The organism is Streptomyces chryseus, assembly GCF_014650755.1.
GTDB classification, from domain to species: Bacteria; Actinomycetota; Actinomycetes; order Streptomycetales; family Streptomycetaceae; genus Streptomyces; species Streptomyces chryseus.
In genome coordinates this window covers 217,758-243,265 of the sequence record NZ_BMVO01000007.1, presented here as the reverse complement: position 1 = coordinate 243,265, position 25,508 = coordinate 217,758, and the positions used below count along the sequence as shown (strand labels likewise).

Genomic DNA, 25,508 nt, shown 5'->3' with positions numbered 1-25,508 from the left:
CTGGGCCGTTCTGCCAGAGGTCTTGACAAGACAATTGGTCTGAACCATTTTAACGACCAACAACAAACGGTGGCCACCGTCCCAGTGACTCCTCCCCACACTCCCCCACCGGAGGCAGCAAGTGGACCGCCCCGCGTTCCCCCTCATAGCTCTGACCGCCGCCACCCTCCTCACCACCGGTCTGGCCGCCCCCGCCGCCACAGCCGCCCAAACCACCGCCACCGCCACCGCCGCCGCCGCCGCCGACGTCAACGTCCTCAAGAACGCCGGCTTCGAATCCGGGCTCAGCAACTGGGCCTGCTCCGCAGGCAGCGGTGCCACCGTTTCTTCCCCCACCCACGGTGGCGCCGCTGCCCTCAAGGCCACCCCCGGCGGCCAGGACAACGCCCGGTGTTCGCAGACCGTCACCGTCAAGCCCGGTGCGACGTACACCCTCAGCGCCTGGGTCCAGGGCGGGTACGCCTACCTCGGCGCGAGCGGTACCGGCACCACCGACGTGTCCACCTGGACGCCCGACTCGTCCGGCTGGAAGCAGCTCACCACCAGTTTCAAGGCCGGCCCCTCCACCACCTCCGTGACCGTCTACACGCACGGCTGGTACGGCCAGAGCGCCTACTACGCCGACGACATCTCCGTCTTCGGCCCCGACGGAGGCGGCGGCACCGACCCCGAGCCCGGCATCCCCGCCGCCCCCTCCGGGCTCGCCGTCGACGCCACGACCTCTTCCTCCGTCGCGCTCTCCTGGTCCGGCGTGAGCGGCGCCACCGGCTACAGCGTCTACCGCGGCGGTACGAAGGTCCAGTCCGTGACCGGAACCTCAGCCACCGTCTCGGGGCTGGCCGCCGACACGGCGTACGACTTCCAGGTCACCGCGACCAACTCGGCTGGTGAGTCCCCCAGGTCCGCCACCGTCAGCGGCCGGACCGCCCCGACCGGCGGCACCGGCCCCGGGCCCGCCGTGCCCAAGCACGCGCTGACCGGTTACTGGCAGAACTTCAACAACGGCGCCACCGTCCAGAAGCTCCGTGACGTGCAGGCGCAGTACGACATCATCGCCGTCTCCTTCGCCGACTCGACCGCCACACCCGGCCAGATCGTCTTCAACCTCGACCCGGCCGTCGGGTACGCGAGCGTCGCCGACTTCAAGGCCGACATCGCGGCCAAGAAGGCCGCCGGGAAGTCGGTGATCATCTCGGTGGGCGGGGAGAAGGGCAACGTCACCATCAACAGTGACGCGTCCGCCACCGCCTTCGCCAACAGCGCCTACGCGCTCATGCAGGAGTACGGCTTCAGCGGCGTCGACATCGACCTGGAACACGGGATCAACTCGACGTACCTGACGAAGGCGCTGCGCCAGCTGTCCGCCAAGGCGGGCTCCGGGCTCGTCCTCACCATGGCGCCGCAGACCATCGACATGCAGAACACCGGGACCGAGTACTTTAAGACGGCGCTCGCCGTGAAGGACATCCTCACCGTCGTCAACATGCAGTACTACAACAGCGGCTCGATGCTCGGCTGCGACGGCAAGGTCTACTCGCAGGGGTCCGTCGACTTCCTCACCGCACTCGCCTGCATCCAGCTGGAGGGCGGCCTCGCGCCGAGCCAGGTCGGCCTCGGCGTGCCGGCGTCCACGCGGGGCGCGGGCAGTGGGTACGTCTCACCGTCGATCGTGAACGCCGCCCTGGACTGCCTGACCCGGGGCACCGACTGCGGTTCCTTCAAACCCGCCAAGACCTACCCCGGTCTGCGCGGCGCGATGACCTGGTCGACGAACTGGGACGCGACGGCCGGCAACGCCTGGTCCAACGCGGTGGGACCGCACGTGCACAACCTGCCGTAACTCGGCCCCACGCAGCAGCGCCGCCGCTCCCCCGGCGGCGCTGCCGTGGCCCGTTCGTATCCGCGGCGGGCCGGCTACCAGGGGATCTCCCGCACCTGCTGTACGCACAGCACGATGAACAGCAGGCCCGCCGCCACCAGCATCGCGTTGCTCAGCAGGCCGTTTCGCCATTCGGCGGGCGTACGGGAGGAGTTCAGCAGCCACACCAGCGTCAGCGCCAGGAACGGCATGAAGAACGCGCCGAGCACGCCGTACACCACCACCAGCCCGAACGGCTGGTCCAGCCACAGCAGCGCCATCGGCGGGAACGTCAGCCACAGCAGGTACGCGCGGAACGGCAGCGACCGTTCCTTCACGCCGGCCGCGACCTCCCGCGCCGTGCCCTGGTCGACGGGGGCGCCCCTGCGGTCGCGCTGGAGGCGTTCGACGAAGTCGGCGAACATCAGGCTCACGCCGTGCCACACGCCGATGAGGGACGAGAAGGACGTGGCGAAGAAGCCGACGAGGAAGAGCTTCGCGGTGACGGCGCCGTACCGGTCCTCGAGGATCGTGCCGAGGTCGATCAGGCCGCGGTCGCCCTTGGTGAGGGCGAGCTGGGAGGAGTGCAGCAGCTCCGCGCCGACGATCAGCATCGCGACGACGAAGATGCCGGTGGTGATGTACGCGACGCGGTTGTCGAGGCGCATGACCTTCATCCAGCCGGAGTCGGTCCAGCCCTTGGCGTTCACCCAGTAGCCGTACGCCGCCATGGTGATCGTGCCGCCGACGCCGCCGATCAGGCCGAGGGTGTAGAGGAGCGAGCCGTCGGGGAGGACCGGGACCAGGCCGGCGAACGACGCGCCGATGTCCGGGCCTACGCGGAGCGCGACGTACACGACGACCACGAACATGATGCCGATCAGGACCGTCATGACCTTCTCGAAGACGGCGTACTGGTTGAACCAGACGAAGACCAGACCGATCAGGCCCATGATGATCGCCCAGGTCTTCAGGTCCGGCCCGTCCGGGAAGAGAGCGACGACGGGGAGGGCGGAGGACGACATGGCCGTCGCGCCGTACACGAAGCCCCAGATGACGACGTAGATCGCGAAGTAGACGGTGGTCCACTGCCCGAGGCTGCGCCAGCCTTCGAAGAGCGTGCGGCCGGTGGCGAGGTGCCAGCGGCCGGCCGCCTCCGCCAGCGAGATCTTGACGACGCAGCCGATGACGGCGGCCCACATCAGTGTGTAGCCGAACTTGCTGCCCGCGATCAGCGTCGCCACGAGGTCGCCGGCTCCGACGCCGGTCGCGGCGACGACGATGCCCGGGCCGATGTACTTCCAACTGGACTTGCGCGGCGGGGAAACTGCCTCTCCCGTGCCGCTGCCGCTCTCTGTCGTCTCTGCCATCTCCGGCGTCCTCCCGCTCGTCCCCAAAGAGTGATCCACGTCACCAAAGCGGGGCGGAGGGTGATCGCGCAAGAGGACCGGTGTGCGGGCCGTGTGGCCGAACCCCGCTCTTGACCAGTTCATGCCATGCGCTCACCATGTGCCCAGCACTCCCGCACGACATGCGTCGCACACCCCCACACTCCCCACCCAGGAGACAGCATGCGACTTCGCATACGCGGAAGAGGGTCAGCCGCGTCCGGCGCCTCTGCCAAGTCCGCCACCCTCGCGGGCCTCGCGGCCCTCGTGGCACTCGCCGTGGCGGCGCCACTCACCGCGAGCGCGACCCCGACGGGGGCGCGACCCGCCCCCGCGGCCGCGACGGAAGAAGTGATCAGGCAGTACGAGATCCACGGTCCCGCCTCCGCCGCCGCCCGTACCGCCGTGGCGGCCACCGGCGTATCGGTGGACGAGGCCGACGACCACTCGGTCGTCGTCAGCGCCAACGCCGCGCAGCTGAGGCGGCTCAAGGCGCTCGGATACGCGCCCAAGGCGCTGCCGGGGCCGCCGGCCCGCTCCAACGGGCTGGCCGTCGAGCCGCTGGACTTCCCGCCCGCCGACTCGCGCTACCACAACTACGCCGAGATGAACGCGGAGATCAACCAGCGCCTCCAGCAGTACCCGAACCTCATGAGCAAGCGAGTGATCGGCAAGTCGTACCAGGGCCGCGACCTCGTCGCCATCAAGATCAGCGACAACGTGGCTACCGACGAGAACGAGCCCGAGGTCCTCTTCACCCACCACCAGCACGCCCGTGAGCACCTGACCGTCGAGATGGCGCTCTACCTGCTGCGCGAGCTGGGCGCGGGCTACGGCTCGGACTCCCGGATCACCAACGTCGTGAACAGCCGCGAGATCTGGATCGTGCCGGACCTCAACCCGGACGGCGGCGAGTACGACATCGCCTCCGGCTCGTACCGCAGCTGGCGCAAGAACCGGCAGCCCAACTCCGGTTCGTCGTACGTCGGTACGGACATGAACCGCAACTGGGACTACAAGTGGGGCTGCTGCGGCGGCTCCTCCGGGTCGTTCAGCTCCGAGACGTACCGGGGCCGGGCGCCCGAGTCCGCCCCCGAGGTGAAGGTCGTCGCCGACTTCGTCCGCTCGCGGGTCGTCGGCGGCAAGCAGCAGATCAAGGCCGGCATCGACTTCCACACGTACAGCGAGCTGGTGCTCTGGCCGTTCGGCTACACGAACGCGGACACGGCGCCCGGCATGACCCAGGACGACCGCAACGCCTTCGCCGCCGTCGGCCAGAAGATGGCCGCGAGCAACGGCTACACGCCGGAGCAGTCGAGCGACCTCTACATCACGGACGGGTCGATCGACGACTGGCTGTGGGGCAACCAGAAGATCTTCGGGTACACCTTCGAGATGTACCCGAGCGGCTTCGGCGGCGGCGGTTTCTACCCGCCCGACGAGGTGATCGAGCGCGAGACGAGCCGCAACCGGGACGCGGTGCTGCAGCTGCTGGAGAACGCGGACTGCATGTACCGGTCGATCGGCAAGGAGCAGCAGTACTGCGCCGCCTAGGCGCAGGCCGTACGACGTGACGGGAGGGCGCCCGGTCGGATCCGGGCGCCCTTCGGCCGTCTAGTGGCCGCGTCCCGCGAGGTAGTGGCCCAGCACCGGGGCGAGTTGCGCGCACCATTCCTGGAGCTTCGCCCGGTTGCGGGCGACGACCACGCCTTCGTAGAACCGGCCGTCGGGCAGTGCGACCGCCACCATGAGGACTTCGCCGCCGGGCCCCGGCTTGTAGTGGACGGTGGCGATGTCGCGCCACGGGAAGTCGAGGGTGGCGCCGTTGCTTTCGAGCGAGACGCCCTCGGCGTCGACCACGACGGCGTTACGGCGGTCCGCCGCGAGGAAGTCCGGGCCGGGGGCAGCAGCGGGTGGGTGCGGCGCGTACGGCGAAGGCGGGGTGGGCGGGGCCCCGTACGGCGAAGGCGCGTGCGGCGGCTGGGGTTGCGGCGCCGGGGCGTAGGCCGGGGGCGGCGGGCCGAAGCCCTGCGGAGGTGGTGCGTAAGCCCCCGGCACGCCGGCCTGCTGTCCGGTCTGTTCGTCCATGCCGCCAAGTATGGACGCTCGGGGAGGGCCGGATCCGGTGGCCCCTGGGATCGCGCGGGCGGGAGACGCCGGGGTGCGGGCCGCCGGGTTCGTACGTGAAGTCGCGTCGCCGGAGCGGCTGACGCCGGATCTGGTCGCGCTCACGCAGCGCCTGCGCGTCCCCGGGGCGATCGTCTCCGTCAGTACGCCCGAGTGGTGCGGCGCGGCGTCGTGCGGCGCGGTGGCGTCAGAGCGCCAGGCTCAGGAGCGCCGCGACCGCGAAGCCGGCGACCGAGAGGACCGACTCCAGGACCGTCCACGACTTGAGGGTGTCGCGCTCCGATATGCCGAAGTACTTGGAGACGATCCAGAATCCGCCGTCGTTGACGTGCGAGGCGAAGATCGAACCGGCCGATATGGCCATGATGACCAGCGCCAGGAACGCCTGCGAGTGGCCGCCGTTCTCGACGAGCGGGAGCACGATGCCGGCCGTGGTGACGATGGCGACCGTCGCCGAGCCCTGGGCGACGCGCAGGACGAGCGAGATCAGGTACGCGAGGACGATGACCGGCAGGCCCACGTCGTTGAAGGTGTCGGAGAGTGCCTGGGCGACACCGCTCGCCTTGAGCACGGCGCCGAAGACGCCGCCCGCGCCGACGACCAGCAGGATGTTGCCGACGGGCTTGAGGGACGAGGTCGACACCTGCTCCAGGGACTTGCGCGACCAGCCGCGCCGGAGGCCGAGCAGGTAGTACGCCATCAGCAGCGCGATCGTCAGGGCGACGAAGGGGTTGCCGAAGAACTCGACGACCGAGCGGAGGGTGGACTCGTCGAGCGCGATGGAGGAGAACGTCGCGGCGAGGATGAGGACCAGCGGCGTACCGATGATGGTCAGGACCGTGGCGAGCGGGACCGGCTGCTCCTGCGGGGTGCGGCCCGCGGCCGTCTGCTCGGCGACGACGGCGGCCTTGGCGTCCTCGGCGGCCTCGACCATGTCGTGCGGGACCTCGACGAAGACGCGCTTGCCGATCCAGGCGGCGTACGCCCAGGCCGCGAGTACGGCGGGGATGCCGCAGACGACGCCCATGAGGATGACCCAGCCGAGCGACACGTGGAAGAGGCCGGCGGCGGCGACCGGGCCCGGGTGCGGGGGCAGGAACGCGTGGGTCATGGACAGACCGGCGAGCAGCGGCATGGCGTACAGCAGGATCGACTTGCCGGAGCGCTTGGCGGCGGCGTACACGATCGGCGCGAGGACGAAGATGCCGACGTCGAAGAAGACGGGGATGCCGAAGATGAGGCCGGTGAGGCCCATGGCGAGCGGGGCGCGCTTCTCGCCGAAGAGGCCGAGCAGGCGGGAGGACAACACCTCGGCGCCGCCGCTCACTTCGAGTATCGCGCCGAGCATCGTGCCGAGGCCGATGATGATCGCGACGTGGCCGAGGATGCCGCCCATGCCGGATTCGATGACGGAGACGACGGCCGACTTCTGGACCGTGCCGAAGAGTTCGGTGACCGACAGGCCCGCCCCGAGGCCGACGACGATGGAGACGGCGAGGAGGGCGACGAAGGGCTGGAGCCTGACCTTGATGATCAGGACGAGGAGCAGGGCGATGCCGAGGGCCGCGACGGTCAGCAGACCGGCCGTGCCGTCGATGAGGGTGAGGAGACCGCCTGTGTGGGGTGGGGTCTCCGCGGGAGCGGGGGCGGCGGCGAGCAGGGACATGAGGATGACCTCGTAATTCCATGGGGCTTTCGGGGCAGGGGGCATCGCGGCACGGCGCCCGGGCGGTGGGCGCCGTGCCGTGACGGCGTACGGCGTGCGGGGTGGGGAGGGGGGTGACGGGCGTCAGCTCAGGACGGCGAGCGCGTCGATCTCGATGAGGAGTCCGGCGGGGAGGCCGACGTAGACGGTCGTACGGGCGGCGGGGGCCTCCTTGAGGCCCTGCTCCTCGAAGTACGCGTTGTAGATCTCGTTCATCTCGGCGAAGTGGCCGGTGTCGGTGAGGTAGACGCGCATCATCATGACGTCGTCCCAGCTCGCGCCGCCCTCCTCCAGGATCGCCTTGACGTTGGCGAAGGTCTGGAGGGTCTGCTCGCGCAGGGTCGGACCGGCGGGGGTGGGCGCCTGGCCCTCGACGGCCGGCAGGAAGCCGACCTGGCCGGCCACCTGGAGGATGTTTCCCTTGCGCACGCCGTGGGAGAACTTGGCGGGCGGGGCGGTGTGGGTGGACGGGGTGATCGCGGTCTTCTCGCTCATGCGCGTGCTTCCTTCGGGGGTGTGTTTCCTGAGTACTCCCGGCTGATGGCGTCGGCGGTGCGGCGTACCAGCGGCAGGAGGGTGAGGAGTTCCTCGGCGGTGACGACGACGTTCGGCGCGGACACCGACATGGCGGCGACGACCCGGCCGTCCGCGCCGCGGACGGGGGCCGCGACGCAGTTGATGGACTCCTCGTGACCGCCGAGGTCGGTGGCCCAGCCCTGTTCGCGTACGAGCGCCAGTTCCTTGAGGAAGGCCGCGGCGTTCGGCGTCGAACGGGACGTGTAGGTGGGGTAGTCGAGCTTCTCCGCGATCGTGCGGCGTTCGGCCTCGGGGAGGTCGGCGAGCAGCAGTTTCGCGACGGCGGCGACGGTGATCGCGACGGGCTTGCCGATGCGTGAGTACATGCGGACGGGGTAGCGGCTCTCGACCTTGTCGATGTAGAGGACCTCGACCTCGTTCTCCTCGTACACGGCGAGGTGGACGGTGTGCCCGCACTCGTTGTTCAGGGCGGCGAGGTGGGGGTGGGCGATCTCGCGCACGTCGAGGTTCTCGACGGCCTCCTGGGCGAGCGCGAAGAGGCGGGCGCCGAGGCGGTAGCGCTGGTCCTGCTGCCGGTAGACGAGGCCGTGCTCGTGGAGGGTGCGCAGGAGGCGCAGGGCGGTGGACTTGTGCACGCCGAGGCGGTCGGCGACCTGGCCGAGGTCGGCCGGTCCCTGCGCGAGCAGCGGCAGGATGCTCAGCGCTCGGTCGACGGTCTGGCTCATGGCGTACGTTCCTCCTGGTCGTCGGCGCCCTGTGCTGGTGCGGGGCCCGCTCCGGTCGCCGGGGCCGCGCCGGGCGCTGCATTCGCTCCGGTCCAGCCGGGGCCGAGTCGAAGTCTCCCCCAGGCTTGCGGGTCCAGGGCGGCGAGGCGGTCGGCGTGCGCGCGGGACGGGGGCGTGCCGAGGTCGCCGGGGACGGTGAGGGCCGCCGCGGCCATGAGGTGGCCGTGGCGGAGCCGGTCGCGTACGGGCAGACCGCGCAGGGTCGCGGAGAGGAACCCGGCGGCGAAGGCGTCGCCGGCGCCGACGGGGGCGACGACGTCGACGCGCGGTGCGGGGACGGTGGTGACGGTGTCACTGCCCGCGCCGGTGCGGGTGTACACCGTCGCGCCCGCCGCGCCCTGTTTGACGACCAGGGTCCCGGGTTGCGGGAGCGTCGCGCGGATCGCGGCCGCGCCCCGCACGCCCCATGCGGTCAGCGCCTCGTCCTCGCCGACGAAGACGAGGTCCGCGCCGCGCGCGAGGTCGAGCAGCACCCTTGGGCCGTCCGGCCCGCGCCACAGGTTGGCGCGGTGGTTGACGTCGAAGGAGACCAGGGGGCGGCCGGCGCGCCGCGCGGTCAGCGTACGCATCAGGTCCAGGCAGTCGGCGGACAGCGCCGCCGTGATCCCGGACAGGTGCAGGACGCGGCCCGCGGCCAGTTCGTCGAGCGGCACGGTGAGCGGGGACATCGCGGAGGCGGCGGACCCGGCGCGGTAGTAGACGACCTCGAAGCCGTCGGCGTCGCGGTCGTCGGCCGTACGGAAGTAGACGCCGGTGGGGCGGTGCGGGTCGCGGCTGACGGCGGAGGTGTCGACTCCGTACCCGGCGATGGTGTCGACCAGGTGGTCGCCGAAGCCGTCCGCGCCGACCCGGCCCACCCACCGCGCGCGGTGGCCGGCGGCGGCGAGGGCGCAGGCGACGTTGGACTCGGCGCCGCCGATGCCTCGGCCGAAGGAGGGTACGTCGGCGAGGCGGCCGGGCCGGGAGGGCAGGAACGTCACCATGGACTCGCCGAGGCAGACCACGTCCACCACGGCGGCGTCCTCGTTTCGTCCTGCTGCTTCGTCCGCGGGCGCGGTCACGATCGAGCTCCTCACCATTGACCCTGCATCGGCTCGGATGTTAGACAGCGTCCAGCGATATGCGCAATGGTCGTTGCACATGCTGCAACTTGACGTGTGAGGAGCCCAGTATGGCCGTCGACAACCCGGTCGGACGAGACACGGACCACGAGGTCCGCGCGGGCCGCGCCGCACAGGTGGCCCTCGCGACGCTCGCCGACGAGCGGGTGGACCACCGCTTCAAGGCGCTGCCGCCGGACGCCGAGGGCCTGACGGTCGGCGAACTCGCCGCCGAGCGGCGCAACCTCTTCACCGGCGGGTTCACCACCCCCGTCCTCGCCCTGTCCGCCGAGTCGGTCGAGCACAACCTCGCCCTGCTGGAGACGTACGCCGAGCGCCACGGCCTGGCGTTCGCCCCCCACGGCAAGACCTCGATGTCGCCGCAGCTCTTCGCGCGCCAGCTGGAGCGCGGGGCGTGGGGCATCACCGCCGCCGTACCGCACCAGGCGCGCGTGTACCGGGCGTACGGCATCCAGAACGTCTTCCTCGCCAACGAGGTCGTCGACGCGGTGGCGCTGCGCTGGGTGGCCTCGGAACTGGACGCGGACCCCGGCTTCCGGTTCATCTGTTACGTCGACTCCGTGCGCGGCGTCCGGCTGATGGACGAGGCGCTGCGGGCGGCCGCCGCCTCGCGCCCGGTGGACGTGGTCGTCGAACTCGGCGCCGGCGAGGGGGCCCGTACCGGCGCCCGGTCGGCCGCCGACTGCGCGGCGGTCGCGGACGCGGTCGCGGCCACGTCGACGCTGCGGTTGGTGGGCGTGGCCGGGTACGAGGGCGAGGTCCCCCGGGCGGACGGCGAGAGGGTCCGCGCGTGGGTGGGCGAACTGGTCGCCCTCGCGGTGGACTTCGACAAGGCGGGCCGGTTCGCGGACTGCGCGGAGATCGTGGTCAGCGCGGGTGGCAGCGCCTGGTTCGACGCGGTGGCGGACGTGTTCGCGCGGATCCCGGAGCTGTCGCTGCCGGTGCTGAAGCTGCTCCGGTCCGGGGCGTACGTCTCGCACGACGACGGCCACTACCGCCGCCTCACCCCGTTCAACCGGGTCGCGCAGGAGGGCGCGCTCCAGCCCGCGTTCCGTCTCTGGGCGCAGGTCGTCTCCCGGCCCACCCCGGAGCAGGCGTTCGTCAACGCGGGCAAGCGCGACGCGGCGTACGACCTGGACCTGCCGGAGGCGCAGGCGGTGCGGGACGCCGGTACGGGCGAGGTCCGCGCGGCGTCGGGCATCACGGTCACGGGTCTGTCGGACCAGCACGGCTGGGTGCGTACGGAGCCGGACGCGGAGCTGGAGGTCGGCGACTGGCTGGGGCTGGGCCTCTCGCACCCCTGTACGTCGTTCGACAAGTGGCAGCTGATCCCCCTGGTCGAGGCGGACGGCACGGTCACGGACTACATCCGCACGTTCTTCTAGCCCCGCCGAACGCCGCAGTCCCGCCGCGCGGGGCCCTGGGGGCCCCGGGCGGCGGCGACGCGATTCAGCAGCCGCTTCGAGAGGCAGGCAGCCATGGACCTCGTCATCCACGACGCACGCGTCATCGACGGCACCGGCGGTGCCTCCTACCGGGCCGACGTCGCCCTGGAAGGCGGCCGCGTCGCCGCGATACGCCGGGAGGGCGACGGCGGCCCACGGCTCTCCGCGCGCCGCACGCTGCGGGCGGACGGCCTCGCCCTCTCCCCCGGGTTCATCGACATGCACGCGCACAGCGACCTCGCTCTCCTGCGCGACCCCGACCACAGCGCCAAGGCCGCCCAGGGCGTGACGCTCGAAGTCCTCGGCCAGGACGGACTGTCGTACGCTCCGGTCGACGACCGCACCCTCACCGAGGTCCGCAAGGCGATCACCGGCTGGAACGGCGGCGCGCCCGGGGACACGAGCGTCGACTTCGACTGGCGGACCGTCGGCGAGTACCTCGACCGGCTCGACCGCCAGGGCATCGCCGTCAACGCCGCGTACCTCGTCCCGCAGGGCACGGTCCGGATGTACGCGACCGGCTGGGACGACCGCCCCGCGACCCCCGCCGAACTCACCCGCATGAAGCAGCTCGTCGCCGAGGGCCTGGAGCAGGGCGCCGTCGGCATGTCGTCCGGCCTGACGTACACGCCCGGGATGTACGCCGACGACGCCGAGCTCACCGAACTGTGCCGCGTGGTGGCGCGGTACGACGGGTACTACTGCCCGCACCACCGCTCGTACGGCGCCGGTGCCCTCGCGGCGTACGAGGAGATGGTGACCCTCACCCGCGACGCGGGCTGCGCGCTGCACCTCGCCCACGCCACCATGAACTTCGGCGTCAACAAGGGCAGAGCGCCCGATCTCCTCGGTCTCCTCGACAAGGCGCTCGACGAGGGCGCGGACATCTCCCTCGACACCTACCCGTACACGCCCGGCTGCACGACCCTTGTCGCCATGCTGCCGAGCTGGGCGGGCGAGGGCGGCCCGGAGGCGGTCCTGGCCCGCCTGCGGGACGACGAGAGCGCCGAGCGGATCCGGCACCACATGGAGGTCGTCGGCGCGGACGGCTGCCACGGCGTCCCCATCGAGTGGGACACCATCGAGATCTCGGGCGTCGGCGACCCCGGTCTCGCGGGCTGGGTGGGCAGGACGATCGCCGAGTCCGCCGCCCGGCGCGGCGAGGAGCCGTGGGCCACCGCACGGCGCCTGCTGATCGACGACAACCTCGGATCGACCATCCTCCAGCACGTCGGCCACGAGGAGAACGTCCGCGCGATCATGCGCCACCGCGTCCACACCGGCGGCAGCGACGGCATCCTCCAGGGCGACAAGCCGCACCCGCGCGCGTACGGCACCTTCCCCCACTACCTGGGCCACTACGCCCGCGACCTGGGCATCCTCTCCCTCGAAGAGTGCGTCGCGCACCTCACCTCGCGCCCGGCGGCCCGCCTGCGGCTGCCGGACCGGGGGCTCGTACGGGAGGGCCACCGCGCCGACCTCGTGCTCTTCGACCCGGACACGGTGGCGGCGGGGTCCACGTTCGAGGCCCCGCGCACGCTGCCGGCCGGCATCCCGCACGTCCTGATCGACGGCCGGTTCGTGATCGAGGACGGCAGGCGCACGGACGTCCTCGCGGGGCGGTCGGTACGGCGTACGGCCTGACGCCGGGCCGCGCCGACCGCGCCCGGCCCGGCATCGGCTAGCGGACCGGCGTCGGCCTCTGCGCCTCGCCGTCCGGTCCGCCGCCCTGGTCGCCGTGCGTCCTCATCGACGGCAGCGCGAGCGGCGGGGACGGCCGTCGCACGGGCCCGCTCAGGGGTACGCCGGGACGCCGGGCTCCGTCGTCCGCCGACGAGGGCCACTCCCACGGCCACGCGGCGCGCCGCTCGCGCAGCAGCAGGACCGTGCCCAGCGCGCACACGACGCCCGCGACGAGGAAGCCGTACCCCGGGGTGCTGCCGGTGGGGTGGGTCTCGTAGACGAGGGCGGCCGACAGCACCGACAGGGCGCGGCCGAGCCGGCCGTTCCAGGCGGTGGCGGAGACCACCGCCGTGCCCCAGAGCAGGTACCACGGCTGCACCATCGGCGAGAGCGCCACCAGCGCCACCAGTGCGACGCCCAGGGCGTGGACCGGGTGCGGCGGCCGGTCGCCGCACCAGGGCCGCACCCTGCGGAAGGTCGCCAGGGCGGCGTAACCGATCACGGCGAGCGCGAGGGCGAGGCCCAGGGTCTGGAAGGCGCGTTTGACCGGCTCGGAGTCCCAGCCGAACGCCGCGTGGGTCAGCTCGCCCACACCCAGGCCGATGTCGCTGGTGGCGGAGAGGGCGGTGTGGATGCTCCCGGCGACGCTCTGCGTGTGCAGCCAGCCGAAGCCGGTGCCGCTGAGCAGGGTGGTGGCCACGGCGACCGCCCCGGCCACCAGCGCGGGGACGGCGAAGGCCTTGGCGACGCGCCACGGGAGGGGGCCGGAGGTCCGGCGTACGACGAGGGCTCCGACGAAGAGCAGGGCGACGGCGGCCGGCGACTTGACCATCATCGCCAGCGCGACGACCGCGCTGCCGAGGATCCAGCGGCCGCGCAGGGCGAAGACCAGGCCCGTCAGCATGAGGGCGATCATCAGACCGTCGTTGTGCATGCCGCCGACGACGTGGATCAGCAGCAGGGGGTTGAGGGCTCCGAGCCATAGCGCGCCGGTCCGGTCGGCGCCGCGCGCGCGGGCGATCCGGAGCGTCGCCCAGACGATCAGGGCCAGTGCGGCGAGGGCGACGAGCCGCATCCCCAGCACGGCGGGGACGATCCGGCCGTCCGTCGCGAGCGCGACCCACTTCGCCAGGGCGAGGAAGACGGGACCGTACGGGGCCGGGGTGTCCCTCCACTGGGCCCCACTGCTGGCGGCGGCGTCGGCTCCCAGTTCGTCCGGGCCGATGACCGAGGGGCCGGACGTATAGACGTCGTGGCCCTCGACGACCATCGCGCCCTGGGCTATGTAGCTGTAGACGTCGGCGCTGTGCAGCGGCGGGGCCAGTGCGAGGGGGGCCGCCCACCAGACCAGCGTGACCAGGGCGTCGCGCACCCCGCCCGCCGCGCCCCGGGCGACGAGCCGCCCGTACTGCCACCAGGACACGACCAGGAGCGTCAGGCCCAGGTACGCGAGGACCGCCGCCGCCACGGTCGTCGTGGAGCCGTGGGGGACCCACAGTCCCCACGGGTCGTGCGCCGGCAACCTTCCGGCGGCGATGCCGCCCACGGCTGCCGCGAGTGACCCGACGGCACCCAGCCGGCGGTACCCGGCAGCACTCAGCGTCCCCATGACCGGTCAACCTATCCGAGCCGTCGGAACGGCCGGGGGACACGGGGGAACGCCCGGATGGCGCACGGGATCAGCCGCACCGCTCGCGCGTCCCGGGCAGGAGGCCCGTACGGCGGGTGGGCTGCGCCCCGGGGAAGCCGTCCCCGGGGCGCAGCCCACCCGCGTCTACGGCCTGGGAAGGGCGCAGCCGGGGCGGGACAGGTCGAGCTTGCTGCCGGCGCCGACGCAGGCGACGAAACCGTACGTCTGCTGGCCGTAGTTGATGCCCTTGCGCACGGTCACGTTGCCGCTCTCGTCGACCTCGCACGGGTTGTTGTCCGTGCAGCGTGCGCCGTCCTCGTTACCGGTGTTGTTCACGGCGACGACCTTGCCGGTGGCCGTGTCGATCACGGGTGAGCCGGAGGTGCCGCCGATGGTCTTGCACGCGGAGGTGTAGCGGACCGAGTCCTTCCAGGTCCACGCGCCCTCCTTCAGGCGGTACGCGAAGCCGTCGACGGCGCAGGTGTAGATCCGCTTCCAGTATCCGGAGACGACCTTGATGGCCGTGCCCTGCGCGGGACGCGTGGCGCTCAGCTCCAGCGCCTTGATGCCGTGGGCGGTCTGGATCTGGGCGTAGGTGCTGGTGAGCTGGTACAGCGAGGCGTCGGTGTCGGTCATCGTCGCGTACGCGATCTTGCTCGCCCGGAGCGTCGCGACCTTGGTGCCCGCGGAGTTGAGCAGGCCGAAGGTCCGCGACGACGGCTTGTCGACCACGACCTGGCCCGGAGCCGGGAAGCCGCTCTCCAGGCAGTGCCCGTTGGACAGGACGAGCGCCGGGTCGCCCGGCTGCGCGTGGGGCGTACGCACCACCGAGCCGGAACAGTTGCTGAGCGCCACCGTTCCGGCGAAGTCGACCGCCTTGACGGCCGGTCGGGTCTGCTGGGGGCTGCGAGTCTCCGCGGCCGCCGGCGCCGCCGCCGCTCCGAAGAGCAACAGGGCGAAGAGCGTGCCGACGAGAGGCTTCTTCATGTGGGGGTCCCCTCTTGAACGACCTGGGTGACCGGGGTGGCGCGACCACCCCGGTTTGTCATGTGCATTGTTGAGGGGTTTCACATGCCGGACAAGACCGCGATCAGGACGCGTCCACCCGCGGGCGTACGGGGCGGCTGTGCGGCGCGCCGTCCTGGTCCGCCGGCCGGTCGCCGGTGCGGCGATTCCGGCGGCGAGCGCGGTCTCGTGCGAGCGGGGCCGTACACCCGCGTGGCCAAAAACACGAAGCGGGTCCCGTTATGCACCCGTAAGGTGGCCAGCATGCAGGTGATCCAGTCGACGAAGCTCGCAAACGTCTGTTACGAAATCCGCGGCCCCGTGCTCGAGGAGGCGATGCGGCTCGAAGCGGCGGGTCACCGCATCCTCAAGCTCAACACCGGCAACCCGGCGGCGTTCGGTTTCGAGTGCCCGCCCGAGATCCTGGAGGACATCCTCCGCAATCTCGCGGGCGCGCACGGCTACGGCGACGCGAAGGGCCTGCTGGCGGCGCGCCGCGCGGTCGTGCAGCACTACGAGACCAAGGGCATCGAGCTGGACGTCGAGGACGTCTACCTGGGCAACGGCGTCTCCGAGCTGATCCAGATGTCGATGCAGGCGCTGCTCGACGACGGCGACGAGGTGCTCGTCCCCGCGCCCGACTACCCCCTGTGGACCGCGTCCGTCTCGCTGGCGGGCGGCACGGCCGTCCACTACCGCTGCGACGAGCAGTCCGACTGGATGCCGGACCTCGCCGACATCGAGCGCAAGATCACCGACCGCACCAAGGCCATCGTCGTCATCAACCCGAACAATCCGACGGGTGCGGTGTACGACGACGAGATGCTGCGCGGCCTGACCGAGATCGCCCGCCGCCACAACCTGATCGTCTGCTCCGACGAGATCTACGACCGGATCCTGTACGACGGCGCCACGCACACCCCGACCGCCGCCATCGCGCCCGACCTGCTCACGCTCACCTTCAACGGCCTCTCGAAGAACTACCGCGTCGCCGGCTACCGCAGCGGCTGGCTGGCGGTCTGCGGCCCGAAGGCGCACGCCTCGTCGTACATCGAGGGGCTCACGATCCTCGCCAACATGCGCCTGTGCGCCAACATGCCGTCGCAGCACGCGGTGGCGACGGCGCTCGGCGGGCGGCAGTCGATCGAGGACCTGGTGCTGCCGGGCGGCCGGATCCTGGAGCAGCGGAACACGGCGTACGAGCTGCTCACCCGGATCCCGGGCGTCACCTGCGTGAAGCCCAAGGGCGCGCTGTACCTCTTCCCGCGCCTGGATCCCAAGGTCTACCCCATCAAGGACGACCGGGAGATGGTCCTCGACCTGCTGCGCGCCGAGAAGATCATGGTCGTGCACGGTACGGGCTTCAACTGGCCCGAGCCCGACCACTTCCGCATCGTGACCCTTCCGGCGGTGGAGGAGCTGGCGGACGCGGTGACGCGCATCGGCACCTTCCTGGACGGATACGGACAGCTGTAGGCGGGGGCCGACGCGACACGGGCCCGCACGGCTCGACCCGACTCAACCTTAGACAGAATCTAATGTAGGCTGGTGTCCTGATCCTGGCAGGAGGCCATCCCATGTACGAGCCGATCCGCAGCAAGTCGGTGCACCGCATGGCCGCCGACCGGGCCGACTTCCCCCACCGTTCCCGTGAGGAGGAGCTGGACATCCAGCTCGCCGGGCACCTGGCGGCGCTCCTCGCGGTCACCGACGAGCTGGGTCTCGGCGCGGCGGCCGACCGTATCGCCACCCAGATCGCCCGGTTGCGCGGCGCCCCGCCGGCCCGGCACGCCGGCCTCACGCACGCTGCCACGATCGCACTGCATCGCCGCGCCCACGAGCTCGCGGGCCGCGCGCTGGTCGTCGCCGCCTCGCGCGCCGACACGGCGGTCGCGATCCTGGCCGCCGAGCGCATGGACGCCCACGCGGCCGCGCTCGAAGAACTCCGCCTGGTCGGAGCCCACTGACGGCCCCGGCCCGCGTGCCCTGCGGCGCACGGGCCGGGTGCCACTGAACGAAGAACAGCCCCCCGAAGCCGTGAGGGGGCTTCGGGGGGCTGTGCCGCGGTGGGCCGGTGACCCCACAGGTCAGGGCGGATGTCAGGACGGCCCGGCCGCGGAGTTCAGTGGCCGGGGATGATCACCCCAGGCGCTCGACGAGGGCGTGGTACTCGTCCCACAGCTCCTTCGGGGCGTGGTCGCCGAAGGTATTGAGGTGCTCGGGGACCAGGGCGGCCTCCTCGCGCCAGACCTCCTTGTCGACCGTGAGCAGGAAGTCCAGCTCCTCCTCGGAGAGGTCCAGGCCCTCGGTGTCCAGGGAACCCTTGGCCGGCAGGATGCCGATGGGGGTCTCGACGCCCTGGGCCTTGCCCTCCAGGCGCTCGACGATCCACTTGAGCACGCGGCTGTTCTCACCGAAGCCGGGCCACACGAACTTGCCTGCGTCGTTCTTGCGGAACCAGTTGACGTAGTAGATCTTCGGCAGCTTGGACTGGTCCTTGTCGGCGCCGACCTTGACCCAGTGGCCCATGTAGTCGCCCATGTTGTAGCCGCAGAACGGCAGCATGGCGAACGGGTCGCGGCGCAGCTCGCCGACCTTGCCCTCGGCGGCGGCGGTCTTCTCGGAGGCGACGTTCGCACCGAGGAAGACACCGTGCCGCCAGTTGAAGGACTCGGTCACCAGCGGCACGGCGGTCGCGCGGCGGCCGCCGAAGAGGATGGCCGAGATCGGCACGCCCTTGGGGTCCTCCCACTCGGGCGCGATGATCGGGCACTGGCCGGCCGGGACGGTGAAGCGCGCGTTGGGGTGGGCGGCGGGGGTGCCGGACTCGGGGGTCCAGTCGTTGCCCTTCCAGTCCGTGAGGTGCGCGGGCGCCTCTTCGGTCATGCCCTCCCACCACACGTCGCCGTCGTCGGTGAGCGCGACGTTGGTGAAGACGGAGTTCCCCCACATGGTCTTCATGGCGTTGGCGTTGGTGTGCTCACCGGTGCCGGGCGCGACGCCGAAGAAGCCGGCCTCGGGGTTGATCGCGTACAGCTGGCCGTCCTCGCCGAACCGCATCCAGGCGATGTCGTCGCCGATGGTCTCGACGGTCCAGCCGGAGATCGTGGGCTCCAGCATGGCGAGGTTGGTCTTGCCGCAGGCGGACGGGAACGCGGCGGCGACGTACTTCGACTCGCCCTTCGGCGGGGTCAGCTTGAGGATCAGCATGTGCTCGGCCAGCCAGCCCTCGTCGCGCGCCATGACGGACGCGATGCGCAGGGCGTAGCACTTCTTGCCGAGCAGGGCGTTGCCGCCGTAGCCCGAGCCGTAGGACCAGATCTCGCGGTCCTCGGGGAAGTGCGAGATGTACTTCGTGGAGTTGCACGGCCACGGCACGTCGGCCTCGCCCTCGGCGAGCGGCGCGCCGAGCGTGTGGACGGCCTTGACGAAGAAGCCGTCGGTGCCGAGCTCGTCGAGGACGGCCTGGCCCATCCGGGTCATCGTGCGCATCGAGACGGCGACGTACGCCGAGTCGGTGATCTCCACTCCGATGGCGGACAGCGGGGAGCCGACCGGGCCCATGCAGAACGGCACGACGTACATCGTGCGGCCGCGCATCGAGCCGCGGAAGAGGCCCTTCTCCCCGGCGAAGACGGCCCGCATCTCGGCGGGGGCCTTCCAGTGGTTCGTCGGACCCGCGTCCTCCTCCTTCTCGGAGCAGATGAACGTGCGGTCCTCGACGCGGGCGACGTCGCTCGGGTCGGACGCGGCGTAGTAGGAGTTCGGGCGCTTGACCGGATCCAGCTTCTTGAACGTTCCCTTGGCGACGAGTTCCTCGGCGAGCCTTTCGTACTCGGCCTCCGAGCCGTCGCACCAGACCACCTGGTCCGGCTCGGTGAGGGCTGCGATCTCGTCGACCCAGGAGATCAGCTCCTGGTGGTTCGTCGGAAGGGTGGTGGGAGCCGCGTTCTCGCGCGCCACGGTTGCTCCTAAGTGAGGGTGTTTTCAGGTGTATGCCCCGTGGGGGCCGCGACCCGGATGCTTCACGACGGTGATTCGCTGGCGCTCATCCGGTGCCGACCGCACTCATCTGATGATCGATGCCACGCGCCCATATGTCCAGGGGGCCTCTCACGTGAGCATCACCACTCATTTCACCCCTACCTGCGCGTAACCTACGGTCGCGTAGGTAGCATGTCGCTCATGACGTCCGCCCAGTCCGATCACCGCACGAACCCCGACGACCCCGGGCACGGCCCCGTCGAGATCGACCTCCCCACCCCCGTCAAACCGAAGCTGCGGGGCTGGCTGCACGCCGGTATGTTCCCCGCCGTGGTCGTGGCCGGTCTGACGCTCATCGCCCTCGCGGACTCCACCCGCGCCCGGGTGGCCTGCGCGATCTACATCGCGACCGCGTGCCTCCTGTTCGGCGTCAGCGCGGTCTACCACCGCGGCACCTGGGGGCCGCGCGGCGAGGCCGTGCTGCGCAGGCTCGACCACGCCAACATCTTCCTGATCATCGCGGGCACCTACACCCCCCTCACCGTGCTGCTGCTCCCCGACTCCACCGGCCGCACCCTGCTGTGGGCGGTCTGGGCGGCGGCCCTCGCCGGTATCGCCTTCCGGGTCTTCTGGGTCGGCGCCCCGCGCTGGCTCTACACCCCCTGCTACATCGCGATGGGCTGGGCGGCGGTCTTCTTCCTCCCCGACTTCATGCGCGCGGGCGGCATCGCCGTCCTGGTCCTGGTGATCGTCGGCGGGCTGCTGTACAGCGCGGGCGGCGTGATCTACGGCCTCAAGCGCCCCAACCCGTCACCGCGGTGGTTCGGGTTCCACGAGGTCTTCCACTCGCTGACCCTGGCCGCGTTCGTCGCGCACTACGTGGGGATCTCGCTGGTGGCCTATTCGGCCTGACGGCCGACGCCCGTCCGGTGGCCGCACCCGCACCACCCGCACCACCCGTACCGCCCGCGACGGCCGCGGCCTCGACGCCGCGGCCACCTGCCACGCCACCGCGGCGACCGCGACCAGCACCACCCCGAGCACGGCCGCCCCGCCGCCGACCAGGAACCCCACGACACACAGCGCCGCCGCGACGACGGCCGACCCGTTGATGACTCCCCGCATCCCCGCTCCCCCTTTCGCGCGTATCTCCGCACACCAGTCCGCTTTCACGGACTGTTCATTTACCCCACACACATCGTGACATGCCCCACTGACAGTCCTCCGGGCCCGCCGCGGGAGCCCGGCCGAGCAGGCCCCCGGGAGAACGACGGAGGAACGGCGGGCGGCCTGCGAGAGCCGATGCCCGACAATGGCGGTCATGGCCGCCGACACCCCCCACCCGCTCGCCGACACCGCACCGCCCCGCCCGGGCCTGCGCGAGCGCAAGAAGCTCAAGACGCGGATCGCGATCCGCACCGCGACCTACCGGCTCATCGCCGAGCAGGGGTACGAGGCCACCACCGTCGAGCAGATCGCCGAGGCCGCCGAGGTGTCGCCCTCGACCGTCTTCCGCTACTTCCCGGCCAAGGAAGACATCGTCATCACCGACGAGTACGACTCCCTGATGGAGTCGGCCCTGCGTGCCCGCCCCGCCGACGAGCCGCTCGTCGAATCCCTGCGCGTCGTCGTCACCCAGGCCCTGCGGCACTCGCTGACCCACGAGCCCGAGGAGATGCTGACGCGTTCGCGGCTGCTGACCGAGGTGCCCGCCGTACGCGCCCGCATGATGGAGAGCATCTCCGTGACCGGCCGCATGCTGTGCGAGGTCGTGGCCGAGCGGACCGGAAGGCGGGCGGACGACCTCGACGTACGGGTCGTCTCGATGGGGTTCGTCGCCGCCCTGATGGAGACGACCGTGTACTGGGCCGAGCGCGGCCGGCAGGACGACCTGATCGCCCTCGTCGACCGCACGCTCGACACCCTCGACCACGGCTTCCGGCTGTGACACCCGCGAACGAACCGGCGGCGGCCCGGCCCCTCACCGGAGCCAGGGCCGCCGCCCGGGAGCAGAGCCGCCGGAAGACCGACCCGGCTGGGCCGGCCGGCCCCCCGGCCGGCCGGCCCAGCCGCTCGGCTCACCGCTTGCGGAAGTCCCCCTTCCCGCAGGCCCTGCCGTCCTTGTTCCGGTCCAGGCCGTGCCGGTCGCGCCGCACGTCCAGCCCGCCGTACCCCTTGGCCTTCAGCCACGCGCACCGGTCGGCCGCCGGCACCTTCGCCGGAAACTTCCACGGCACGCACGTGCTGACCTCGCCGTACGCGTGATCACAGCCGTCGTACCCCTCCGGCAGCTCCACGCCCGCCTTCGCCCCCTTCTTCCCGTGGCCCCCGCTGTCCCCGTGGCCCGCGCGCCCCGGTGTCCTCGGCGCCGCGGCCAGCTCGTCGGCGTAACTCTGCACGCGCTGCGCCGCCACCTGTCCCTGCGGGCCGATCCGCACCCACTTCGACACCGACGGCACGCCCTTCGCGTCGACGACCGACAGCATGTACCAGCCGGGCGGCGCCAGGTTGGGGTTGCTGGTGAGGCTGAGGTCGATGGTGCTGCCGTTGACCGTCATCGGCAGGTCGACGAGGCGCTGGTTCGGGTCGGACGAGTGGGTGACGGCGGCCGGACGGATCAGCGACGCCTTGACCACCGGCCGGTCGACCGTGATGCGCTGCGCCGAGCCGTACGCCCAGTTCTGCGAGGCCACCGACATGATCTTCGGGCGGGCGCCCTTGAAGAAGTACGGCGGCTTGTAGATCGACACCCGTTGCTCGAACGACCCGTCGCCTGGGTTGTCCCCGACGCTCAGCACCCGGCCGTCCGGCAGCAGCGTGGACGACGAGTGGTACGTACGCGGCACCGGGTCGGCGGCCAGTCCCGGCTGGAACGTGTTGGTCGCCGGGTCGTACATCGACGCCCCGAAGACCGGGTCCTCGCGGTACGTGTGCAGCGCGCCGCCCGTCTCCAGGACCTTGCCGTCCGGCAGGATCACCGCCGACAGGTAGACCTTGCCCTCGGCCCCCTTCTGGAAGGTGCCGTCCTTGTACCTGCCCTGCGGCAGGTCGGGCCCGGGGACGTACTCCGGGGAGGCGGCCTTCAGATCGATCAGGTCCACGAGCCGGTGCGCGTCGGGCGAGACGGTGTGGTTGCCGCCGCCGGCCGTGAGCACCTTCTGGTCCTGGGCGGGGGGCAGCAGCAGCGACGCCGACTGGTCGCGCTCGTCCTTCTTCCTCAGCCCGGGTACGTCGGTGATGGTGCCCTTCTCGTAGTCGTAGACCGAGGCTCCGGTACCGGGCAGGCCGACGCCGAAGGTGTGGCTGCCGCTGTAGAAGAGGCGCCCGTCCTGGAGGAGGATCATCGCCGGGTAGAGGCCCCAGAACGACCAGGCCTGCTTGGCCTCCCCCATCGGGAGCCACTTGTTCTGGGCGTAACTGAAGTGCTCGTTGACGACCGTCCCGGCCGCGTCCTCGCCGAGACCGCCGAGCGACAGGACGTCGCCGTTGCCCAGCGCGGTCGCCGACGGGTACCAGTGGCCGGCCAGCATGTCGTTGACCTTGAGGTACTTGTTGAGCTTGGGATCGAAGACGTAACTGGTCCTCAGCCCCTTGTAGCCGACCGTTCCGTCCGCCGACGCGTAGTCCTTGTTGCCGCCCACCACGAGCACCCGCCCGTCCGGCAGTTGGACGTGTCCGGCGCAGAAGAAGTCCGAGGGCGTCGGGATGTTCGTGTACCTGCCGGTCACGGGGTCGAAGACGGACGACTTGAAGGTCCCGGCGGCGAAGGCGTCACGGTCGTTGCCCGAGCCGGCGATCAGCAGGACCTTTCCCGTGTGCAGCAGTACGGAATGGATGGCGCGCACCGGCGACTGCGCGCTCTGCACGGTCCACTGGCCCTTGCACTCCGGGCCCTTGCCCTCGCACGGGTCGGCGGGCGGCTCGGGCACGACGGTCGCGTCGACCATCGCGTAGTCGTCCGTGGTGAGCGAACCGACCCCGTAGAGCGCCGCGCCCCAGGTGATCTGGTCGGTGTTGGGGGGAATGACCGGTGTACGGACCTCCGTGCGGGCGTACGCCGCGCTCTGCGGCAGGGTGTTGAGGTCGGCCCAGAAGACCCAGCCGGCCGTCTTGTCGTGCCGGAAGAGCGTCATGGCCACATCGGGCGACGTGGACTTGTACCAGAGGGACAGGTCGTACTGATGGCCCTCGGTGACCTGGGGCGCGCACGCGTTCTCCAGCATCATCGCCTTGCGGTCGCCGTCGGCGCGGCGGGTGAGGTCGACACGCAGGGCGCGGGCCCCGGAGTGCGCGTCGTCCGTCACCGTGTACGTGTAGTCGTTGTCGCCCCACCCGGACTTCTCGAAGCACTCGGGGAACTCGCCCTGCGCGTCGAGCGTTTCCAGGCCGGGATTGGCTATCAGGTTCGGCGCGGCGCTGGCGGGCGTGGCGTCGAGCGGCGCCAGCCCGAAGCCCGCGGCGAGCAGGGCGAACGCCGTGAGGAACAGGCGCTTCCTGCCGCGCCCGGGTCTTCCTGCGTTCCTTCGGTACGAGTGGTGCGGGGTCATCCCTCCCCCTTCTGGAGCTGCTGGTTGCGCCGGTCGGCCCGGTCGACCTGGAGGATGTCGATCCGGCCGTCCCCCTCCCCGAAGCTCGCGACCGGCTCGCTGTGCTCGAACAGGTCGCGCAGCGTGGGCAGATTGTGCTGTTCGCCGCGCAGGGCGGGCGTGGACACGACGTAGTCGATGTCCTTCCAGCCGCGCGGCAGCGTCCTGGCGACCGCGGGGTCCTGGTCAAGCTTGTAGTGCCAGATGGCGCCGGTGCCCGGCCGGTATCCGGCCTCGACGGCGTCCAGCCACAGCACGCCGTCGGTCACCACGCGGGTACGTTCCCGGTCGCCGACCGGCGTCTCGCGCAGCCAGCGGGAGGCCGCGTGGTAGACGCCGTTGTCGTCGCCGCGCACGGTGTCCCGGTCCTCGCGGTACCAGTGCGGGGCCACGAACACGACGGCGACGGCGAGGACGGCGGTGACCGCGGCCGGGCGCATCGCGCGGTGGCGGGACGGGACGAGGGCGATGAGCGCGCACCCCAGACCGGTCACGGTGAGCGCGAGGAAGGGCAGCACCTGGGCGACGTACATCTGCGGCAGGTAGCCGCCGGGGCGCAGCGCGACCAGGGCCAGCACCAGGACGGCGAGGGCGACGGGCCGCAGACGGCGTACGGCGAGGCCGACGACGGCGGCCGCGCAGCCGGCCCCCAGCAGGTAGGGGTCGCGCGAGAACCAGTCCAGGATCAGGGTGTTGGCGTCGGTCCCGTCCTGGAAGACGGAGCCGCTGCCCTCGCGCCCGCCGAGCTGGAACTTGAGCGTGCCGAGGAGCGAGACGTGGCCGGCGCCCGGCACCAGCTCGCCCTTCAGCGTCGCGTACAGCGGATAGAAGAGGGCGGTGAGGACCAGTCCCGAGCCGAAGCCGGCGAAGGAGAACTTACGGGTCCTCGGATGGCTGCCGTGCCACAGCGTCACCAGGACGACGGGCAGCAGGACCGCGATCGTCTCCTTGGACAGGATCGCGAGGGCGAAGGCGCTGCCTGCCGCGATGTGGTGCCACAGGTGGCGGCGCGGGGACAGGGCGAGCGCGAAGGCCGCCAGCGCCCAGACGACCGCGAAGTTGTCGAGGTAGATCTGCCGGTGCAGGGTCACGGCGAGCGGCGAGAGCCCGTACAGCAGCGTCGCGAAGGCGGCGGCGGGGCGGCCGAGGCCGATCCGGCGGCCCACGACGAAGACGAGGACCGCGCCGGCGGCGACGACGGGCAGCATCGCGATGCGGCCCTGGACGAACGTCGGCAGATCGGGGAAGAGCCAGGTCGGCAGCCAGGCGAGGCCCGCGAGCTGTATCCAGCCGAACGGCGGGTGGTCGTACCAGTAGGTGTAGTGGGCGAGGTCGCCGTTGCGCACCGCCCAGGCCTGCGCCAGGTATGTGCCTTCGTCGTCGTTGGGGAACGGGAAATTGCCTATGTTCCACGCACGTACGGAAACGATCAGAATCAATAGCGGCGCCACCCACAAGAAATCTTTGAGAAAAGTGGAACCGCCCTGGGGTTCCGGAGCTTTCCGAGTTGTGGACGGCGCGTGACGCGGGCGTAATTCCGGCCCGTTACGGGTATTGGCGCGCAGCACAGCGTTGCTCATGCAGATCCCCCCACCCTGAAGGCCCCCCTGGCCTGCAGCTCCCAGGATCCGACCCCCCGGACCCGGGCATGCCG

The 25,508-nt window shown here is 71.3% G+C and carries 19 protein-coding genes; 8 read left to right on the top strand and 11 right to left on the bottom strand.

What is annotated here, in order from left to right; all coding sequences use genetic code 11:
• The first annotated feature begins 181 nt into the window (after positions 1-181).
• A complete protein-coding gene (locus IE185_RS14655) occupies positions 182-1,840 on the top strand; it encodes a chitinase (RefSeq protein WP_189715302.1) in 1,659 nt (552 codons plus the stop codon).
• A 74-nt stretch (positions 1,841-1,914) separates the two neighbouring features.
• Here IE185_RS14655 and IE185_RS14650 read toward each other — a convergent pair whose 3' ends face one another.
• Positions 1,915-3,228 carry an Nramp family divalent metal transporter gene (locus IE185_RS14650; protein WP_138898467.1) on the bottom strand — a complete coding sequence of 438 codons (1,314 nt, stop codon included), beginning with the start codon at positions 3,226-3,228 and terminating at the stop codon, positions 1,915-1,917.
• 201 nt (positions 3,229-3,429) lie between these two features.
• Between IE185_RS14650 and IE185_RS14645 the strand changes: the two genes are divergently transcribed.
• Positions 3,430-4,800 carry a M14 family metallopeptidase gene (locus tag IE185_RS14645; RefSeq protein ID WP_138898466.1) on the top strand — a complete coding sequence of 457 codons (1,371 nt, stop codon included), beginning with the start codon at positions 3,430-3,432 and terminating at the stop codon, positions 4,798-4,800.
• A 60-nt stretch (positions 4,801-4,860) separates the two neighbouring features.
• Here IE185_RS14645 and IE185_RS14640 read toward each other — a convergent pair whose 3' ends face one another.
• The 5 genes from IE185_RS14640 to IE185_RS14620 form a co-directional block, all read right to left on the bottom strand.
• Positions 4,861-5,334, bottom strand: a complete 474-nt coding sequence (locus IE185_RS14640) for a hypothetical protein (RefSeq protein ID WP_189715290.1) — start codon at positions 5,332-5,334, stop codon at positions 4,861-4,863.
• 226 nt (positions 5,335-5,560) lie between these two features.
• Entirely contained in the window at positions 5,561-7,039 is a 1,479-nt protein-coding gene (locus IE185_RS14635) for a GntP family permease (RefSeq protein ID WP_189715288.1), read from the bottom strand.
• A gap of 123 nt (positions 7,040-7,162) precedes the next feature.
• The gene (locus IE185_RS14630; RefSeq protein ID WP_138896086.1) at positions 7,163-7,573 is read right to left on the bottom strand and encodes a RidA family protein; all 411 of its coding nucleotides are present in this window, start codon (positions 7,571-7,573) and stop codon (positions 7,163-7,165) included.
• Positions 7,570-8,340, bottom strand: a complete 771-nt coding sequence (locus IE185_RS14625; protein WP_138896085.1) for an IclR family transcriptional regulator — start codon at positions 8,338-8,340, stop codon at positions 7,570-7,572. Before IE185_RS14625 ends, IE185_RS14630 begins: the two co-directional genes overlap by 4 nt.
• On the bottom strand, positions 8,337-9,479 hold the full coding sequence (locus IE185_RS14620; RefSeq protein WP_138896084.1) for a sugar kinase: 1,143 nt from the start codon (positions 9,477-9,479) through the stop codon (positions 8,337-8,339). Before IE185_RS14620 ends, IE185_RS14625 begins: the two co-directional genes overlap by 4 nt.
• Before the next feature lie 92 nt (positions 9,480-9,571).
• On the opposite strand from IE185_RS14620, the gene IE185_RS14615 reads away from it, so the two are divergent.
• Both IE185_RS14615 and IE185_RS14610 read left to right on the top strand, forming a co-directional pair.
• A complete protein-coding gene (locus IE185_RS14615) occupies positions 9,572-10,906 on the top strand; it encodes an amino acid deaminase (RefSeq protein WP_138896083.1) in 1,335 nt (444 codons plus the stop codon).
• Between the two features lie 93 nt (positions 10,907-10,999).
• Positions 11,000-12,610: an N-acyl-D-amino-acid deacylase family protein gene (locus IE185_RS14610; protein WP_138896082.1), complete on the top strand. Its 1,611-nt coding sequence runs from the start codon at positions 11,000-11,002 to the stop codon at positions 12,608-12,610.
• Between the two features lie 37 nt (positions 12,611-12,647).
• On the opposite strand, the gene mptB is transcribed toward IE185_RS14610, so the two are convergent.
• Together mptB and IE185_RS14600 are read right to left on the bottom strand one after the other, a co-directional pair.
• Positions 12,648-14,258, bottom strand: a complete 1,611-nt coding sequence (mptB, locus tag IE185_RS14605; RefSeq protein ID WP_138896081.1) for a polyprenol phosphomannose-dependent alpha 1,6 mannosyltransferase MptB — start codon at positions 14,256-14,258, stop codon at positions 12,648-12,650.
• 165 nt (positions 14,259-14,423) lie between these two features.
• Positions 14,424-15,266, bottom strand: a complete 843-nt coding sequence (locus tag IE185_RS14600; RefSeq protein ID WP_138896080.1) for a S1 family peptidase — start codon at positions 15,264-15,266, stop codon at positions 14,424-14,426.
• A gap of 282 nt (positions 15,267-15,548) precedes the next feature.
• Between IE185_RS14600 and IE185_RS14595 the strand changes: the two genes are divergently transcribed.
• Together IE185_RS14595 and IE185_RS14590 are read left to right on the top strand one after the other, a co-directional pair.
• Positions 15,549-16,760 (top strand): pyridoxal phosphate-dependent aminotransferase, encoded by a 1,212-nt coding sequence (locus IE185_RS14595; protein ID WP_138896079.1) that lies wholly within the window; start codon positions 15,549-15,551, stop codon positions 16,758-16,760.
• A 101-nt stretch (positions 16,761-16,861) separates the two neighbouring features.
• Positions 16,862-17,251 carry an SCO4983 family protein gene (locus IE185_RS14590; protein ID WP_138896078.1) on the top strand — a complete coding sequence of 130 codons (390 nt, stop codon included), beginning with the start codon at positions 16,862-16,864 and terminating at the stop codon, positions 17,249-17,251.
• 172 nt (positions 17,252-17,423) lie between these two features.
• Here the strand turns inward: IE185_RS14590 and IE185_RS14585 are convergent, their stop codons facing one another.
• Complete coding sequence (locus IE185_RS14585) at positions 17,424-19,247, bottom strand: phosphoenolpyruvate carboxykinase (GTP) (RefSeq protein ID WP_138896077.1); 1,824 nt, start codon at positions 19,245-19,247, stop codon at positions 17,424-17,426.
• A gap of 222 nt (positions 19,248-19,469) precedes the next feature.
• Between IE185_RS14585 and trhA the strand changes: the two genes are divergently transcribed.
• Both trhA and IE185_RS14575 read left to right on the top strand, forming a co-directional pair.
• Positions 19,470-20,180: a PAQR family membrane homeostasis protein TrhA gene (gene trhA, locus IE185_RS14580; protein ID WP_138908472.1), complete on the top strand. Its 711-nt coding sequence runs from the start codon at positions 19,470-19,472 to the stop codon at positions 20,178-20,180.
• 400 nt (positions 20,181-20,580) lie between these two features.
• Positions 20,581-21,216: a TetR/AcrR family transcriptional regulator gene (locus tag IE185_RS14575; protein ID WP_373303724.1), complete on the top strand. Its 636-nt coding sequence runs from the start codon at positions 20,581-20,583 to the stop codon at positions 21,214-21,216.
• Positions 21,217-21,346: 130 nt separating this feature from the next.
• Here the strand turns inward: IE185_RS14575 and IE185_RS14570 are convergent, their stop codons facing one another.
• Both IE185_RS14570 and IE185_RS14565 read right to left on the bottom strand, forming a co-directional pair.
• Positions 21,347-23,815, bottom strand: coding sequence for a galactose oxidase early set domain-containing protein (locus IE185_RS14570; protein ID WP_189715284.1), 2,469 nt, complete (start codon positions 23,813-23,815; stop codon positions 21,347-21,349).
• Positions 23,812-25,293 (bottom strand): ArnT family glycosyltransferase, encoded by a 1,482-nt coding sequence (locus IE185_RS14565; protein ID WP_229843497.1) that lies wholly within the window; start codon positions 25,291-25,293, stop codon positions 23,812-23,814. Before IE185_RS14565 ends, IE185_RS14570 begins: the two co-directional genes overlap by 4 nt.
• Positions 25,294-25,508: the final 215 nt, after the last annotated feature.